The organism is Pseudomonas sp. BRM28 (genome assembly GCF_002939405.1).
In the GTDB taxonomy this organism is placed as follows: Bacteria; Pseudomonadota; Gammaproteobacteria; order Pseudomonadales; family Pseudomonadaceae; genus Aquipseudomonas; species Aquipseudomonas palmensis.
Genome location: NZ_PEFV01000001.1, coordinates 3,251,544 through 3,265,170, shown reverse-complemented (window position 1 = coordinate 3,265,170; position 13,627 = coordinate 3,251,544). Strand labels below are relative to the sequence as shown.

Annotated in this window: 17 protein-coding genes and 1 tRNA gene; 7 read left to right on the top strand and 11 right to left on the bottom strand. The window is 63.3% G+C overall.

Annotated elements, in window-relative coordinates:
• Window positions 1–87: 87 nt before the first annotated feature.
• From CR917_RS15385 to CR917_RS15375, 3 genes are all read right to left on the bottom strand, one after another.
• Window positions 88–172 (bottom strand) — tRNA-Leu (locus CR917_RS15385).
• 109 nt (window positions 173–281) lie between these two features.
• Window positions 282–986, bottom strand: a complete 705-nt coding sequence (locus CR917_RS15380) for a YoaK family protein (RefSeq protein WP_043861726.1) — start codon at window positions 984–986, stop codon at window positions 282–284.
• A gap of 14 nt (window positions 987–1,000) precedes the next feature.
• The gene (locus tag CR917_RS15375) at window positions 1,001–1,195 is read right to left on the bottom strand and encodes a hypothetical protein (RefSeq protein ID WP_043861727.1); all 195 of its coding nucleotides are present in this window, start codon (window positions 1,193–1,195) and stop codon (window positions 1,001–1,003) included.
• A 269-nt stretch (window positions 1,196–1,464) separates the two neighbouring features.
• On the opposite strand from CR917_RS15375, the gene CR917_RS15370 reads away from it, so the two are divergent.
• From CR917_RS15370 to CR917_RS15360, 3 genes are read left to right on the top strand one after another with little or no spacing between them, the layout of a single operon-like run.
• Window positions 1,465–2,628, top strand: coding sequence for a nitrogen regulation protein NR(II) (locus CR917_RS15370; protein WP_043861728.1), 1,164 nt, complete (start codon window positions 1,465–1,467; stop codon window positions 2,626–2,628).
• 4 nt (window positions 2,629–2,632) lie between these two features.
• Window positions 2,633–4,078 carry an ATPase domain-containing protein gene (locus CR917_RS15365; RefSeq protein WP_043861729.1) on the top strand — a complete coding sequence of 482 codons (1,446 nt, stop codon included), beginning with the start codon at window positions 2,633–2,635 and terminating at the stop codon, window positions 4,076–4,078.
• Window positions 4,079–4,097: 19 nt separating this feature from the next.
• Window positions 4,098–4,490, top strand: coding sequence for a response regulator (locus tag CR917_RS15360; protein WP_054914301.1), 393 nt, complete (start codon window positions 4,098–4,100; stop codon window positions 4,488–4,490).
• A 48-nt stretch (window positions 4,491–4,538) separates the two neighbouring features.
• Here the strand turns inward: CR917_RS15360 and csrA are convergent, their stop codons facing one another.
• The 8 genes from csrA to CR917_RS15325 form a co-directional block, all read right to left on the bottom strand.
• On the bottom strand, window positions 4,539–4,736 hold the full coding sequence (csrA, locus tag CR917_RS15355) for a carbon storage regulator CsrA (RefSeq protein WP_043861731.1): 198 nt from the start codon (window positions 4,734–4,736) through the stop codon (window positions 4,539–4,541).
• Between the two features lie 315 nt (window positions 4,737–5,051).
• Window positions 5,052–6,089 (bottom strand): DNA topoisomerase IB, encoded by a 1,038-nt coding sequence (locus CR917_RS15350; RefSeq protein ID WP_054914302.1) that lies wholly within the window; start codon window positions 6,087–6,089, stop codon window positions 5,052–5,054.
• 52 nt (window positions 6,090–6,141) lie between these two features.
• Window positions 6,142–7,230: a molybdenum ABC transporter ATP-binding protein gene (gene modC / locus CR917_RS15345; protein ID WP_054914303.1), complete on the bottom strand. Its 1,089-nt coding sequence runs from the start codon at window positions 7,228–7,230 to the stop codon at window positions 6,142–6,144.
• A gap of 3 nt (window positions 7,231–7,233) precedes the next feature.
• Window positions 7,234–7,914 (bottom strand): molybdate ABC transporter permease subunit, encoded by a 681-nt coding sequence (modB, locus tag CR917_RS15340; protein ID WP_043861734.1) that lies wholly within the window; start codon window positions 7,912–7,914, stop codon window positions 7,234–7,236.
• Window positions 7,914–8,672, bottom strand: coding sequence for a molybdate ABC transporter substrate-binding protein (gene modA / locus CR917_RS15335; RefSeq protein ID WP_043861735.1), 759 nt, complete (start codon window positions 8,670–8,672; stop codon window positions 7,914–7,916). Before modA ends, modB begins: the two co-directional genes overlap by 1 nt.
• Before the next feature lie 78 nt (window positions 8,673–8,750).
• Window positions 8,751–9,824 carry a nitronate monooxygenase family protein gene (locus tag CR917_RS15330; RefSeq protein ID WP_104572577.1) on the bottom strand — a complete coding sequence of 358 codons (1,074 nt, stop codon included), beginning with the start codon at window positions 9,822–9,824 and terminating at the stop codon, window positions 8,751–8,753.
• A 26-nt stretch (window positions 9,825–9,850) separates the two neighbouring features.
• A complete protein-coding gene (locus tag CR917_RS27435) occupies window positions 9,851–10,021 on the bottom strand; it encodes a hypothetical protein (protein ID WP_088514404.1) in 171 nt (56 codons plus the stop codon).
• A gap of 4 nt (window positions 10,022–10,025) precedes the next feature.
• Window positions 10,026–10,328: a DUF1883 domain-containing protein gene (locus tag CR917_RS15325; protein WP_043861737.1), complete on the bottom strand. Its 303-nt coding sequence runs from the start codon at window positions 10,326–10,328 to the stop codon at window positions 10,026–10,028.
• Window positions 10,329–10,483: 155 nt separating this feature from the next.
• On the opposite strand from CR917_RS15325, the gene CR917_RS15320 reads away from it, so the two are divergent.
• The 4 genes from CR917_RS15320 (at window position 10,484) to galU (ending at window position 13,580) form a co-directional block, all read left to right on the top strand.
• Window positions 10,484–10,837, top strand: coding sequence for a hypothetical protein (locus CR917_RS15320; RefSeq protein WP_043861738.1), 354 nt, complete (start codon window positions 10,484–10,486; stop codon window positions 10,835–10,837).
• Window positions 10,838–10,983: 146 nt separating this feature from the next.
• Window positions 10,984–11,634 carry a cytochrome c gene (locus CR917_RS15315; protein ID WP_100632575.1) on the top strand — a complete coding sequence of 217 codons (651 nt, stop codon included), beginning with the start codon at window positions 10,984–10,986 and terminating at the stop codon, window positions 11,632–11,634.
• 62 nt (window positions 11,635–11,696) lie between these two features.
• Window positions 11,697–12,545, top strand: coding sequence for a c-type cytochrome (locus tag CR917_RS15310; RefSeq protein WP_370409331.1), 849 nt, complete (start codon window positions 11,697–11,699; stop codon window positions 12,543–12,545).
• A 195-nt stretch (window positions 12,546–12,740) separates the two neighbouring features.
• Entirely contained in the window at window positions 12,741–13,580 is an 840-nt protein-coding gene (gene galU / locus CR917_RS15305; protein WP_043861741.1) for a UTP--glucose-1-phosphate uridylyltransferase GalU, read from the top strand.
• Window positions 13,581–13,627 lie beyond the last annotated feature (47 nt).

Sequence of the window (13,627 nt, the reverse complement as noted above, 5' to 3'; positions counted from 1 at the left end):
GAGATGGACGCAGGGGCAGGGGCAGGGCGGGGGAGAACGCAGGACGCAGAAAGCAGAAAAGCGCCCCAAGGGGCGCTTTTCAGAAGATGGTGCGAGTGGCGGGACTCGAACCCGCAAGGCTCACGCCGGCAGATTTTAAGTCTGCTGTGTATACCAATTCCACCACACTCGCACGGATCATCCGGCTGCAAGGTCAGGCACAGGGTGTGTGCGACACTTTACCTTCCGGATCAAGGCGGCTTTATAACTCATCGTTATATTCGAGTCAACTCGCGCACCCGCTACTTTGCCATGTAACGCCGCAGCCAGCGACGGGGAATCAGCAGTGACACGATGGCCAGCGCCAGGGCGAAGCCACCGCAGGCCATCAGCGCCGCCAGGCCGTAGCGGTGCTCCAGCAGCCCGCCCAGCACTGCGCCGCCGAACATGCCGGACCACGGCACCAGTTGCACGCGCCAGCCCGGACGCCGCTCCCCCATCAGCCAGCGGCCCAGGCCGCGGCCAAAGCGCGACAGGGCGCCGGTTACATAGGTCAGCCCGATGGGCAGCCCGTTCACTTCTTCGACCGCCGCATTGAGCATGCCCATGGCGATGATCGCGCCCAGCAGCGCCGGCAACTGCGCCTGCGCGCCCCACAGGCCTGCCCCCAGCAGCAGTGCCGCCGACAGGGCGAGCAGCGGCCATGCGCGCTTGGCGCTCAGGCGGGCGATGATCACCCCCAGCGCGTTGCCGGCAATGAAGGCGCCGATCAGCAGGGCCAGGCGGGCCACCAGTGCCCAGTGCGCATCGCCCAGGGCGACGGCCATGCGCGTGGTGTTGCCGCTCATGAATGAAACGAAATCGCCGGTGGCGAGAAAGCCGATGGCGTCGGTCATGCCCGCCAGCACCGACAGGGCGGCGACGAAAAACAACCCGACGCGGCCCCGGCGCTTGTAGACGAGGGTAGTCAGCGGCCCGCGTTGGCCCTGTGGGCGCTCTGGCAGCATGGGCGTCTCCGGGGCTAGGGTTCGATGCGGTCGGCCACGCTGCGCAACTGGTCGATCGATGCCTGCAGCCCATTGATGCTGCGCTGCACTTCCAGGGCATCCTGCGGGTGGGCCGAGTGCTGCAGGTAGCGCGCATGCCCGGCCATTTCGCGCGCGATCTGCTCCAGATCGGCGGCGGTGTGCTCCAGGTCATCGTGAATGCCTTTCATCCTTGCATCTGTGGTCAACGTCCTTCCCCCGGTTGCGCTTGCACCTGTGGACTATAACAAGTTGCCCCCCGGCCCGGAACGATTTCCCCGGGCACTGCCCGGATAGGTGAGCACCCGTTGACACCGGGCAATCACTGCGCCACTGTTCCGCCAGTGATTTATCGTTCACGTCCTGCAGGTCGATACGACTGTTTCGAAATTACGGAATTGCAGAGGCACCCGGTTGTCTACCTTCTCATTGTCCTCACTGCGGTGCCTGCGGGTTTGCCATGGATTCTTCCCAGCGCTCTGACCTTCAAACCATGCACGCCAGCCGCTATGAGCAGTTGGTGCAGACCGTTGCGGACTACGCCATCTATATGCTCGACCTCGAGGGCCATGTGGTGTCGTGGAACCTGGGGGCCCAGCGCATCAAGGGCTACAACGCCGACGAGGTCATCGGTCGGCACTTCTCGATGTTCTTCACGCCGCAGGATTGCGCCGAAGGCCGGCCTGGCTGGTTGCTCAATCGTGCGCTGAGCACCGGCGGGGCACAGGACGAAGGCTGGCGCATGCGCAAGGACGGCACGCAGTTCTGGGCCCTGGCGGCACTGGATGTGATTCGGGACGAGCAGGGCGAGGTGGTCGGGCTGGCGAAAATCACCCGCGACATCACCGATCGTCGGGAAGCCGCATTACAATTGGACGCCATGCGTGCGCAGCTGTTCCAGTCGCAGAAGCTGGAAGCCCTCGGCCAGCTTACCGGGGGCATGGCCCACGATTTCAACAATCTGCTCACGATCATCATCGGCTCGGCCAAGCTGGCCATGACCTCTCGCGACCCGCAGCGTACCGAGCGCCTGTTGCAGCATATCGTCGATGCCGGCGAACGCGGCAGCCAGGTGACCCAGCAGTTGCTCGGGTTCGCCCGGCGCAAGGTGCAGAGCACAAGCCGGGTCGATGTGGCGCAGTTGGTCCGGGCGAGCCAGGCGTTGCTGTCCCAGGCGCTGCCCAAGGGCATCGAATTGCAGGTAGATATCCAGGGCGAGGTATCGGATATCGAGGTGGACAGCGGCCAGTTGCAGATGGTGCTGCTCAACCTGATCTTCAACGCCCGTGACGCCATGGATGCCGAGGGGCGCATCGAACTGGTTGCACGCAACCAGGTGCTGCAGGGGGAGTGGGACGGGCTGGTTGGCGATCATGTGCTCATCAGCGTGCGCGACCCCGGACGTGGTATCGATGCTGCGGTGTTGCCGCGCATCTTCGAACCGTTTTTCACCACCAAGAGTTTTGGCAAGGGAACCGGCCTGGGGTTGAGCCAGGCCTACGGTTTTGCCAAGCAGAGCAACGGTTGCATCAGGGTCGAGAGCGAAAGCGGTCGCGGCACCTGCATGACCCTGTGCCTGCCGGCATGGCAGCCACCCCAGCCCGACAACCTTCAAAGCGAGTGAACCTATTGTGGAGCAGCTCAAGCGTCTTGCTACAGGCATCGAAGGTCTGGACGACCTGCTCAAGGGCGGCCTTGTGGCCGGCTCGTCCTATATCGTCCAGGGTCGCCCGGGCTCGGGCAAGACCATCCTGGCCAACCAGTTGGCGTTCAACCATGTGGCCACGGGCGGGCGGGTGCTGGTGGCGACGCTGCTGAGCGAGTCCCATGAGCGTCTGTTCCAGTACCTGTCCACCCTGAGCTTTTTCGACCCTGCGCTGGTGGGCAACCAGCTGCAGTTCGTCAGTGCCTTCGATACCCTCGAAAGCGAGGGGCTGGAGGCGGTGGTCAAGCTGCTGCGCGGTGAAATCGGCCGCCAGGGCGCCTCCCTGCTGATTGTCGACGGCCTGCTCAATGCACGTTCACGCGCCGAAAACGTGCTCGACACCAAGAAGTTCATTTCAGAGCTGCAAGGCCATGCCGCGTTTGCCGGCTGCACCTTGCTGCTGCTTACCAGTTCGCGCCTGGATGACGGCAGCCCGGAACACACCATGGTCGATGGCGTCATCGAACTGGGCGAGGACCTGTACGGCGCACGTTCGGTGCGACGCATCCAGTTGCGCAAGACCCGCGGCAGCGGGGCGCTGTCCGGGGTGCACGAATGCGAGATCACCGAGCAGGGGCTGAAGGTGTATCCGCGCCTTGAAGCACTCTACAGCCACCCCTCCAGCCCGGGCAGCGAGGTGTTGACCCGCGTCGGCACGGGCCTGGCCAGTCTCGATGGCTTGCTGGGCGGGGGCTTTCCCAGCGCTTCGGTCTCGCTGGCGATGGGGCCGTCGGGTATTGGCAAGACCTCCCTGGGCCTGAGTTTTCTGGCCGGTGCCACAGTGGCCGAGCCGGGCCTGCATTTCGGCTTCTACGAGACCCCGCAGCGCTTGCGCATCAAGGCCAGGGCCATCGGTATCGATCTGCCGGCACTGGAGAAAAGCGGGGCGGTGCACCTGGCCTGGCAGCCCACTACCGAAGGGTTGCTCGATGGCGTGGGCGCCCGTTTGCTCAGCCATGTACGCAAGCACCGCATCAAACGGGTGCTGATCGACAGCCTGGGCGCGTTTGCCCGGCTGGCCACCAACCAGGGGCGGCTCAACGAGTTCTTCCGTGCGCTGATGGGCGAGCTGCGTGCCGAGGATGTGACGGTGTTGGCGACCTGGGAGATGCGCGACCTGTTCGGCTCTGAAATCAACGCACCCGCGTCGGAGCTGTCGTCGATCGTCGACAACCTGTTCCTGATGCGTTTCGTCGAGCTGGACGCCGAGCTCAAACGCTTGCTGTCGATCCTCAAGGTGCGCGACAGTGAATACGATCCGGCCCTGCTGGAGCTGGTCATCCGTTCGACAGGCATCGAGCTCGACAAGGCGTTCGTTCAGGCGAGCGCGGTGATGTCGGGCACCGCTTCATCGGCGCAAGGGGCATGAAAGCCCTGGGCTGGCAGCCATGAGCACGATTCTGGTCGTGGACGACGAGTATGTGATCGCCGATATCCTGGGGTATGCCCTGGAGGACGCCGGCTACAAGGTCGAGAAGGCGCCCAATGGCAAGACGGCCCTGGACGTGCTGGAGAAGGTGCGAATCGACCTGGTCATCACCGACTACATGATGCCGATAATGAATGGCGAGGAGTTGGCCAAAGCGATTCGCAGCAATGCGCAGTTTGCTGACCTACCGGTCATTCTCATGAGCGGGGCCCAGGCAAGTATCGGCAAAGCCATACCTGACCTGTTTTCTGCAGTGTTCGACAAGCCGTTCGATACTGCCAGCATGGTGGCCAGGGTCAGGGCATTCATCGGTGTGGCGGAGGCCGGGCGGGATACGCCAGAGCTTCAGTGAACCGTGTTGCCGGGACCAAGCGCATCCGTGCGACTCGATTAGCCCTGGTTACTGATGATCATCCCCCTTCTCCGGCGCCGGGCTGCCGGCTTGAATGCGCTTGTAAATCTCTTCACGGTGCACCTGGACATCTTTGGGTGCATCGATGCCGATCCTCACTTGCATCCCCTTGACCCCTAGAATGGTGACCTTGATGTCATCATTGATGACGATGCTTTCGCCAACTTTGCGGGTGAGTATCAGCATGTACTTCTCCTTGGTAACTTTGAATGCCTTGCAGGCGGTAGCTGCACAGGCCGGGTGTGCGCGGTGGCACAGCCGTCTTTCCCTTCATTAAAGACGCATTCGATGGAAATTAATTCCCCGAGCACAAGATTCTGTTGAGGTCTTTAGTCACAGGTTCCGATTGGGCAGATGGGCAATTACGCACAACCGGTATCGCCCATGGACGCAAGCATAGGGGGCTTCAACGCATATGGGAAATTTCTCTGCCTGATGGGGGATATGTCTTTTTTCTATGGAACGGCGGCGTTTAAAAAGTAGGGTTATTTAATGTGCTAGTTAATGATTTTCATTCGTATCGCATGCATTCAATGTCATGAGAAAACGTGCCAGGGCCACCTCGGCCAGCTCCATGCGCTGGCGCGCCCGTGGCCGTGGCAGCGCGTGGAGCTCGCCCAGCACGAAGCGCTCCAGCAGCGCCGGGTGCACATAGCTGCGCCGGCATACGGCGGGGGTATTGCCCAGTCGCGACGCCACCTGCTTGAGCATGGCCACGATCTGTCGGCGCGCTTCGGTTTCCGGTTGCCATTGCAGCTCGCGCAGCAACTCCAGCGCCAGCGCGCTGCCGGCCCAGGTGCGATAGTCCTTGGCGGTGAAGTCGGCACCGGTCAATTGCTGCAGGTAGGCGTTCACGTCTGCCGAACCGACGGTGTGACATTGCCCCAGCGCGTCCTGCCACTGGAACAGGTCCTGGCCCGGCAGTTCCAGGCAGCGCTTGACGATGCGTGCCAGGCGCCGGTCCTTGAGGGTCACCTGGTGCTCGATGCCGCTCTTGCCGCGAAAGCGAAACCGTATTGCGCTGCCTTCGACCTGCACATGGCGAGTGCGCAGCGTGGTCAGCCCGTAGGAGCGGTTGTCGCGGGCATACTGACGGTTGCCCACGCGGATCAGCGTGTTGTCGAGCAGGCTGACCACCAGTGCCATGACCTTTTCGCGGTCCAGGCCGGGCCGCGCCAGGTGCTCGTCGAGTTGCTTGCGCAGCCTCGGCAGGCGTTTGGCGAAGGCCAGCATGCGGTCGTACTTGTGGCTGTCGCGCAGTTCGCGCCAGTCGGGGTGATAGCGGTACTGCTTGCGACCACGTGCGTCGCGTCCGGTGGCTTGCAGGTGGCCGCGCGGGTCGGCGCAGATCCATACATCGGTATAGGCCGGCGGTATGGCCAGCGCCTTGATGCGGGCCAGGGTATCCGGTGCGGTGATGCGCTGGCCGTGGGCGTCGAAATAGGCGAAGTGCTTGCGCAGCAGGCGCCGATGGAAACCGGGGCGGCTGTCATCCACGTAATGCAGGCCACTGGGCAAAGGGGGCAGGTCGACACTCATGCTGGGCGCTCGCGTAGGGGCTCTGACGATGGACAGCAGCCGTTCGCGCAAGTTAGCCCAGCAATGCCACCGATTTTATCTGCGCCCACAACTGCTGGCCTTCGTGCAGCCCCAACTGGTCGCTCGAGTAGCGCGTCACCCGCGCCAGCAGGGCTGTGCCATCGGCGTCCAGGCTCACCAGCATCTGCGCCGGGTTGTCACCGGCGCGCAGCGCGCACACGCGCACCGGCAGGCGGTTGAGAATGCTCGAACGGCTGTCGTCGGCCAGGCTCAGGCTCACGTCGCGTGCCTGGACCTTGACCCGCAGGCGCGCCCCCGGGGCCAGCGCCTCGTGGGTGAGGCGCAACCTGAGGTCGCTGCCCGGCAGTTTCAGGTCCAGCAACTGGTAGGCCGCGTCGTGGGCGTCCACCTCGCCCTCGATGACCACCCCGGCGTCCTCCTGCAGGGCCAGCGGCAGGTCCAGGCGGGCCAGGGTCTGGCTGATCGGCCCGCTGGCCTGCACCTTGCCCTGTTCGAGCAGCACCAGGTGATCGGCCAGGCGCGCCACTTCGTCCTGCGCATGGCTGACGTAGATCAGCGGGATCTGCAACTGGTCGTGCAGGCGCTCCAGGTACGGCAGGATTTCGCGTTTGCGCGGGCCGTCCAGGGCTGCCAGGGGTTCGTCCATCAGCAGCACCTTGGGGCTGGTGAGCAGCGCACGGGCGATCCCCACGCGCTGTCGTTCACCGCCCGACAGGGTGTCCGGCTTGCGCGCGAGCAGGTGGCTGATGCCCAGCAGCTCGCAGGCGTGCTCCAGGCCGACCTTGCGCTGGTGCTGGGCGATGCGTCGCCAGCCGAAGATCAGGTTGTTCTTCACGCTCAGGTGGGGGAACAGGCTGGCTTCCTGGAACACATAGCCGATGGGGCGCTGGTGGGGCGGCATGAAGTACTGGCGTGCGGAATCCTGCCAGACCTCGCCATTGACCTCGATGTAGGCCTGGTCGGCCCGCTCCAGGCCTGCCAGGCAGCGCAGGCAGGTGGTCTTGCCCGAGCCCGAATGGCCGAACAGGGCGCTGACACCGCGCCCGGGCAGTTGCAGGTCGACATCCAGCCGGAAATCGTCGAAGGCCACCTGCAACCGGGCCTGGATCAATGCACTCATCGGTCAGCTCCAGGCCGGCTTGCCGCGGCGGCTGGCGTACAGCGCCAGCAGCACCAGGAACGAGAACACCAGCATGGCGCCGGCCAGCCAGTGGGCCTGCATGTACTCCATGGCCTCGACATGGTCGAAGATCTGCACGGAAACCACGCGGGTCTTGTCGGGAATATTGCCGCCGATCATCAGCACCACGCCGAACTCGCCGACGGTGTGGGCAAAGCCCAGGATGCTCGCGGTAATGAAGCCAGGGCGGGCCAGGGGCAGCACCACGCTGAAAAAACAGTCCCACGGGCTGGCGCGCAAGGTGGCAGCCACCTCCAGCGGGCGTTCGCCAATGGCGCTGAAGGCGTTTTGCAGCGGTTGCACCACGAACGGCATCGAGTACACCACCGACCCGATCACCAGGCCTGTGAAACTGAACACCACGGTGCCCAGGCCCAGCGCCTGGGTGGCCTGGCCAAGCCAGCCGTGGGGGCCCAGGGCGATCAGCAGATAGAAGCCGATCACCGTGGGCGGCAACACCAGGGGCAGGGCCACGATCGCCCCGATCGGCCCGCGCAGCCAGGAGCGCGTGCGCGCCAGCCACCAGGCGATCGGGGTGCCGATCAGCAGCAGGATCAGGGTAGTCAGCGACGCCAGCTTGAACGTCAGCCAGATGGCGCCCAGGTCGCCGGCGTCCAGTGGCATCAGAGTTCGTAGCCGAACGACTTGATCACTTCAGCGGCCTTCGGGCCCTTGAGGTAATCGACCAGCGCCTTGGCGGCGGCGTTGTCCTTGCCCTTGTTAAGAATCACAGCGTCCTGCTTGATCGGGTCGTGCAGGTTGGCCGGCACGATCCAGGCCGAGCCGTTGCTGACCTTGCCGTCCTTGTAGATCTGCGACAGCGCCACGAAGCCCAGCTCGGCGTTGCCGGTGGAAACGAACTGGAACGCCTGGGTGATGTTCTGGCCTTCGACCAGCTTGCCCTTGGTGGCTTCGGTCAAGTTCAGCTTGGCCAGTACCTGCGTGGCGGCCAGGCCGTAGGGCGCGGCCTTGGGGTTGGCGATGGACAGGTGCTTGTAGTCGTTTTTCTTCAGGACTTCGCCCTTGTCATCCACATAGCCCGCTTTGGGCGACCACAGCGCCAGGGTGCCGATGGCGTAGGTAAAGCGCGAGCCCTTGACGGTTTCGCCTTCGTTCTCGAGTTTTTCGGGGGTGGTGTCGTCGGCCGACAGGAACACCTCGAAGGGCGCGCCATTCTTGATCTGCGCGTAGAACTGCCCGGTAGCGCCGAAGGAGGCGACCAGCTTGTGGCCGGTGTCCTTTTCGAAATCCTTGGCAATAGCCTGGATGGGCGCGGTGAAGTTGGCCGCGACGGCCACCTGGACTTCATCGGCCCAGGCGCTGTTGAGGGTCAGCATGCCGAATACGGCGGTCAGGGCAAAACGAGGGGCGCGCATTCTCATCAAACAGCTCCATGTGCATGAGGTAATCGTTATGCATTGGAATATATAGCGATTGCCCGACAAACGGAAAGATCTGTTTTACCGTGACATCAATGCCAGCGCCTTTTCTGCCAGTTGGCGCGTCAGTTCGGCTGCCGGCAGGGCTTGGCCAAGGCGCAGCGCCTGGCCGGCCCACAGGTTGCTGAAATCGCTGTTGCCCTGCGGCTCGCTGATGGCGCGAAGGGGCATCAAGGCGCCGCCGGCCAGGGGGAAGGCAGGGGCCAGGGGGCTCATCGGGCCCAACTCACGCATGATGCGGGTATTGATGCCGCGTGCCGGGCGCCCGGTAAACAGGTTGGTGAGCGCGGTATCGCTGGCCTGTGCGCTGTGCAGTGCCTGGCGATGCGCGGCCGACACCTTGGCCTCGGGGCAGAACAGGTAGGCGGTGCCCACCTGAACGGCCGAGGCGCCCAGTGCGAAGGCCGCCACAACACCGCGGGCATCGCCGATGCCGCCAGCCGCGATCACCGGCACCTTGACCGCATCGGCCACCTGGGGCACCAGCGCCAGGGTGCCGATCTGGGTGGTGAGGTCATCGCTCAGGAACATGCCGCGGTGCCCACCTGCTTCATAGCCCATGGCGATGATCGCGTCGCAGCCATGGGCTTCGAGCCAGCGTGCTTCCTCGACCGTGGTGGCACTGGACAGTACCTTGGCCCCGCTGGCCTTGACCCGCGCCAGCAGCTCGGGCGCAGGCAGGCCGAAGTGAAAGCTCACCACTGCAGGCTTGCAGTCTTCCACCAAGGCACAGCCCGCTTCGTCGAAGGGCGCGCGATTGGAGACCGGGGTGGTGGCGCCGAAGTCGGCACCCACTTCTTCGTAGTACGGCTTGAGTGCCTGCTTCCAGCGGATTGCACGTTCGCCATCGGCGGCGGGTGGCCGATGGCAGAAGAAATTGAGGTTGAGCGGGCCGCGACTGGCCTGGCTGAAGGTCGCGATCTCCTGGCGTATCTGCTCGGGGGTGAGCATCGCGCATGGCAGCGAGCCCAGCCCCCCGGCGTTACTGACCGCGATGGCCATGGCCGACCCCGTGGCGCCCGCCATCGGTGCCTGGATGATGGGCAACTCGATACCGAGCAGGTCGAGGATACGTGGGTCCGGCCATTGGCTCATCGCGGGGCTCCTTGTGTGGGCGTGGGTTACAGCGCCTTGCTTACCTTGATGTCGGTGATCTTGCTGAAGTCTTCGCCGTGCAGTTTGCGCAAGGCTTCCTCGACCTGCTGTGGCGCCGTGCTGCTGAGCACGGCGAAGTCGAAACGACGCTCGCCGTCGAGGTTGTACTTGATGACGTACTTGATGTTTTCGCTCATGGGGTTATCTCAGCTTCGACGACGAACGGCGGATGATCTTGATCGTGTGGGTGAAGGTCGGCTTGCTTACCGCCGACAGGGCACGCGGGCCGACGGTGTCGATGGTGATGTTCCAGAAGCCGTCGCTGGGCACGGTGATCTTCGCCGGGAAGTCGACGAAGGCGCCGCCGTGATAGGTATGGCGGCCGCCATTCTTGAAGCTGCGGAAGTTGGCATCGTTCATCAGGCGGATATTGCAGCGCTGGGAGCAGTGGATGACGACGATGTCGTCTTCATTGAGGTGCTCGCGCTGGTGTACGAATTTCATGTCGCTCTCCGCAAGGGATCTTTTGGCAAATCAAAACGATAGCACGATGTCGGGTTACACTGTGGGGCTGAGTGCCAAGGCCAGAGATAAAACTGCCAATCCAGGGAGCAAATCGGCCTGGCCATGGTCCAACGGTTTTTTATGGAGGGGTACCGATGAAATGGGTTGTACCAGCGCTGGCAGTTGCGCTGACCGGTTGTGCCAATGTAGCCGAAATCGAACAGAGCCCCGAGACCATGAGCGTGATCTCGGGCAAGTCGCCACGCGAGTTTGCCACCTGCGTTCAGCAAAAACTGGCCGATAGCCGTGGCCCGCTGACCATCGAGGAGCGGGGCAGCGGCCTGCGCGTGGTGGTACCGCAGAAGCTCTCGGACAAGTCCCCGGCTGCAGTGCTGGAGATCAGCGAGCGCTCGAGTGGCAGCGCGGTCAAGCTGCATGAGCGGTTGAGCAATTTTCCCCTGCGCCCGGGGGATGTCAAAGCGGCTGTGAGCGTGTGCATCTCCAAGTGACGGCGTGAGCCTCGTTTAAACGATTCAGTGGTTGTCCCTGCATTTTTCTGTGCCTGCCCGCGTTGTAGCGCTGGCCGGATAGGCCTAGTATCGGTAGGCTTATATTTTATAAGTCTAAGCTTATAACAAGAAAAATGGAGTCCGTGATGATCCCACTGGATCGAATCCTGATAGGCAGCCTGCTGTTGCTTTCAATGCAAGCCGCCACTGCCGCCGATGGCCAGAAGATATTCACCCAGGGAGGGGAGAACCCCTCTGCCATGGCCTGCATGAGCTGCCATGGCCCCGATGGCCTGGGTATGGCCGCCGCCGGCTTCCCACGCCTGGCTGGCCTGCCGGCCGCCTATGTGAGCAAACAGCTCAAGGACTTTCGTGACGGCAGCCGCAAGCAGCCGATCATGGAGCCGCTGGCCAAGGCCCTGAGCGACGCCGAGATCAGCGCCATCAGCGCCACGCTGGCGGCAATGCCGGTACCGCCCACCCCTGATACCCGTCGCCAGCAGATGGCAACCGACCCGGTCGAGTCGCTGGCGCTTTACGGCGACTGGAGCCGAGGCATCCCCGGGTGCGTGCAATGTCACGGGCCGGGTGGTGTGGGGGTAGGCGAGCACTTTCCGCCATTGGCCCACCAGCCTGCCAGCTACCTGGCCGGGCAACTTGACGCATGGCGCGACGGCCGGCGCAGCAACGACCCTAACCAGTTGATGGTCGGTGTCGCCAAAGCCCTGACCGATACCGAGGTCAAGGCGCTGGCTGAATACTTTGCCACCCGCGCCAGCCAGGAGGCCGCCCAATGAATCGCTTGCTACTCACTACCCTGACCCTGTTCATGGGCGGCGTTCAGGCGGCCCCGATCGCCATGGAAGACCAGTCGCAACTGAAGGTGGCGCCGGCCAGCACGCCTGCCAGCTTCAAGCCCCCCGCCGAAAGCGAGTTGCCCGACAACGCCTTCGGCAAGATGGTGCGCGACGGCTATGCGCTGTTCGTCGACACCAAGCGCCTGGCCCCCGAGTATGTTGGCAACGGCCTGAACTGCAGCAACTGCCACCTGGATCAGGGGCGGCTGGCGCATTCGGCGCCGCTGTGGGGGGCTTACCCGATGTACCCTGCCTATCGCAAGAAAAACGACAAGGTCAACACCTTTGCCGAGCGTATCCAGGGCTGCTTCCAGTTCAGCATGAACGGCAAGCCGCCGGCGGCCGACAGCCCCGAGATGACGGCGTTGTCGGTGTATGCCTACTGGCTGGCGAGCAAGGCACCGATCGGCGTCGAGACACCGGGGCGTGGCTACCCGGAGGTCGACAAGCCTGCGCAGGGCTATGACATCAAGCGCGGTGCCCAGGTGTATCAGCAGCAGTGCGCCATCTGCCACGGCGACAGCGGCCAGGGCCAGAAGGTGGCCAAGGACTATGTGATGCCACCGCTGTGGGGCAAGGACTCCTACAACTGGGGTGCCGGCATGCACCGCATCAACACGGCGGCCTCGTTCATCAAGCACAACATGCCGCTGGGCAAGCCAGGCACGCTGACCGACCAGCAGGCCTGGGACGTGGCGGCCTTCATCAACGCGCATGAGCGCCCTCAGGACCCGCGCCTGGTCGAAGGCTCGGTGGAAAAAACCCGGCTCAAGTTCCACGCCAATGACGGCGTCAACCTCTACGGCCAGAAGGTCGATGGGGTGCTGATCGGGCAGGGCACAGGCGGCTAGGACGCTCGCCCATCCGCGTATCCAGGCCTGCCTGCGGGCCTGGATACGCGGATTATTTGCAACCTGCGGGAACTATCTACACTGAGTTTTTCTCTATCATTCATTCGGCCGGGCCACGGGGGCATTGTAAGCGCATCGCCGCCTGATTAGACTGCGCCGAATTTCGTACTGCACAGCCCCTTGTTAAGGACGTTTATGATCAAGAAATGCTTGTTCCCGGCAGCCGGTTACGGCACCCGCTTCCTGCCAGCAACCAAAGCCATGCCAAAGGAAATGCTGCCAGTGGTGAACAAGCCACTGATCCAGTACGGCGTTGAAGAAGCGCTGGACGCTGGGTTGAACGAAATCTCCATTGTCACCGGCCGCGGCAAGCGCGCTCTGGAAGACCATTTCGACATCAGCTACGAGCTGGAAAACCAGATCAAGGGCACCGACAAGGAAAAGTACCTGGTCGGTATTCGTCGCCTGCTCGACGAGTGCTCGTTCTCCTACACCCGCCAGACCGAAATGAAAGGCCTGGGCCACGCGATCCTGACCGGTCGCCCGCTGATCGGTGACGAGCCGTTTGCCGTGGTGCTGGCCGACGACCTGTGCGTCAACCTCGACGGTGACGGCGTGCTCAAGCAGATGGTCAAGCTGTACAAGCAGTACCGCTGCACCATCGTTGCGATCATGGAAGTCGACCCGCAGGAAACCAGCAAGTACGGTGTGATCGCCGGCGACCTGATCGGCGACGACCTGTACCGTGTACGCAACATGGTCGAGAAGCCAAAGCCGGAAGACGCCCCGTCGAACCTGGCGATCATCGGCCGCTACATCATGACCCCGGACATCTTCAAGCTGATCGAAGAGACCGAGCCGGGCAAGGGCGGTGAAATTCAGATCACCGACGCCCTGATGAAGCAGGCCCAGGACGGCTGCGTGATTGCCTACAAGTTCAAGGGCAAGCGTTTCGACTGCGGTGGCGCCGAGGGTTACATCGACGCGACCAACTTCTGCTTCGAAAATTTCTACAAGACCGGCAAGGCCTACTGAGTTCACTCGGTCGGTTGCGTCACAAAGCCACCTTCGGGTGGCTTTTT

What these genes read in the sequence shown, in the direction of transcription:
- CR917_RS15360 (WP_054914301.1), top strand. Translation starts at nt 4,098, where the DNA reads ATGAGCACGATTCTGGTCGTGGACGACGAGTATGTGATCGCCGATATC.
- modA (WP_043861735.1), bottom strand. Translation starts at nt 8,672, where the DNA reads ATGAGAATGCGCGCCCCTCGTTTTGCCCTGACCGCCGTATTCGGCATG.
- CR917_RS15370 (WP_043861728.1), top strand. Translation starts at nt 1,465, where the DNA reads ATGGATTCTTCCCAGCGCTCTGACCTTCAAACCATGCACGCCAGCCGC.
- modC (WP_054914303.1), bottom strand. Translation starts at nt 7,230, where the DNA reads ATGAGTGCATTGATCCAGGCCCGGTTGCAGGTGGCCTTCGACGATTTC.
- CR917_RS27435 (WP_088514404.1), bottom strand. Translation starts at nt 10,021, where the DNA reads ATGAGCGAAAACATCAAGTACGTCATCAAGTACAACCTCGACGGCGAG.
- CR917_RS15310 (WP_370409331.1), top strand. Translation starts at nt 11,697, where the DNA reads ATGGAAGACCAGTCGCAACTGAAGGTGGCGCCGGCCAGCACGCCTGCC.
- CR917_RS15375 (WP_043861727.1), bottom strand. Translation starts at nt 1,195, where the DNA reads ATGAAAGGCATTCACGATGACCTGGAGCACACCGCCGCCGATCTGGAG.
- csrA (WP_043861731.1), bottom strand. Translation starts at nt 4,736, where the DNA reads ATGCTGATACTCACCCGCAAAGTTGGCGAAAGCATCGTCATCAATGAT.
- CR917_RS15380 (WP_043861726.1), bottom strand. Translation starts at nt 986, where the DNA reads ATGCTGCCAGAGCGCCCACAGGGCCAACGCGGGCCGCTGACTACCCTC.
- modB (WP_043861734.1), bottom strand. Translation starts at nt 7,914, where the DNA reads ATGCCACTGGACGCCGGCGACCTGGGCGCCATCTGGCTGACGTTCAAG.
- CR917_RS15330 (WP_104572577.1), bottom strand. Translation starts at nt 9,824, where the DNA reads ATGAGCCAATGGCCGGACCCACGTATCCTCGACCTGCTCGGTATCGAG.
- CR917_RS15320 (WP_043861738.1), top strand. Translation starts at nt 10,484, where the DNA reads ATGAAATGGGTTGTACCAGCGCTGGCAGTTGCGCTGACCGGTTGTGCC.
- CR917_RS15350 (WP_054914302.1), bottom strand. Translation starts at nt 6,089, where the DNA reads ATGAGTGTCGACCTGCCCCCTTTGCCCAGTGGCCTGCATTACGTGGAT.
- CR917_RS15315 (WP_100632575.1), top strand. Translation starts at nt 10,984, where the DNA reads ATGATCCCACTGGATCGAATCCTGATAGGCAGCCTGCTGTTGCTTTCA.
- CR917_RS15325 (WP_043861737.1), bottom strand. Translation starts at nt 10,328, where the DNA reads ATGAAATTCGTACACCAGCGCGAGCACCTCAATGAAGACGACATCGTC.
- galU (WP_043861741.1), top strand. Translation starts at nt 12,741, where the DNA reads ATGATCAAGAAATGCTTGTTCCCGGCAGCCGGTTACGGCACCCGCTTC.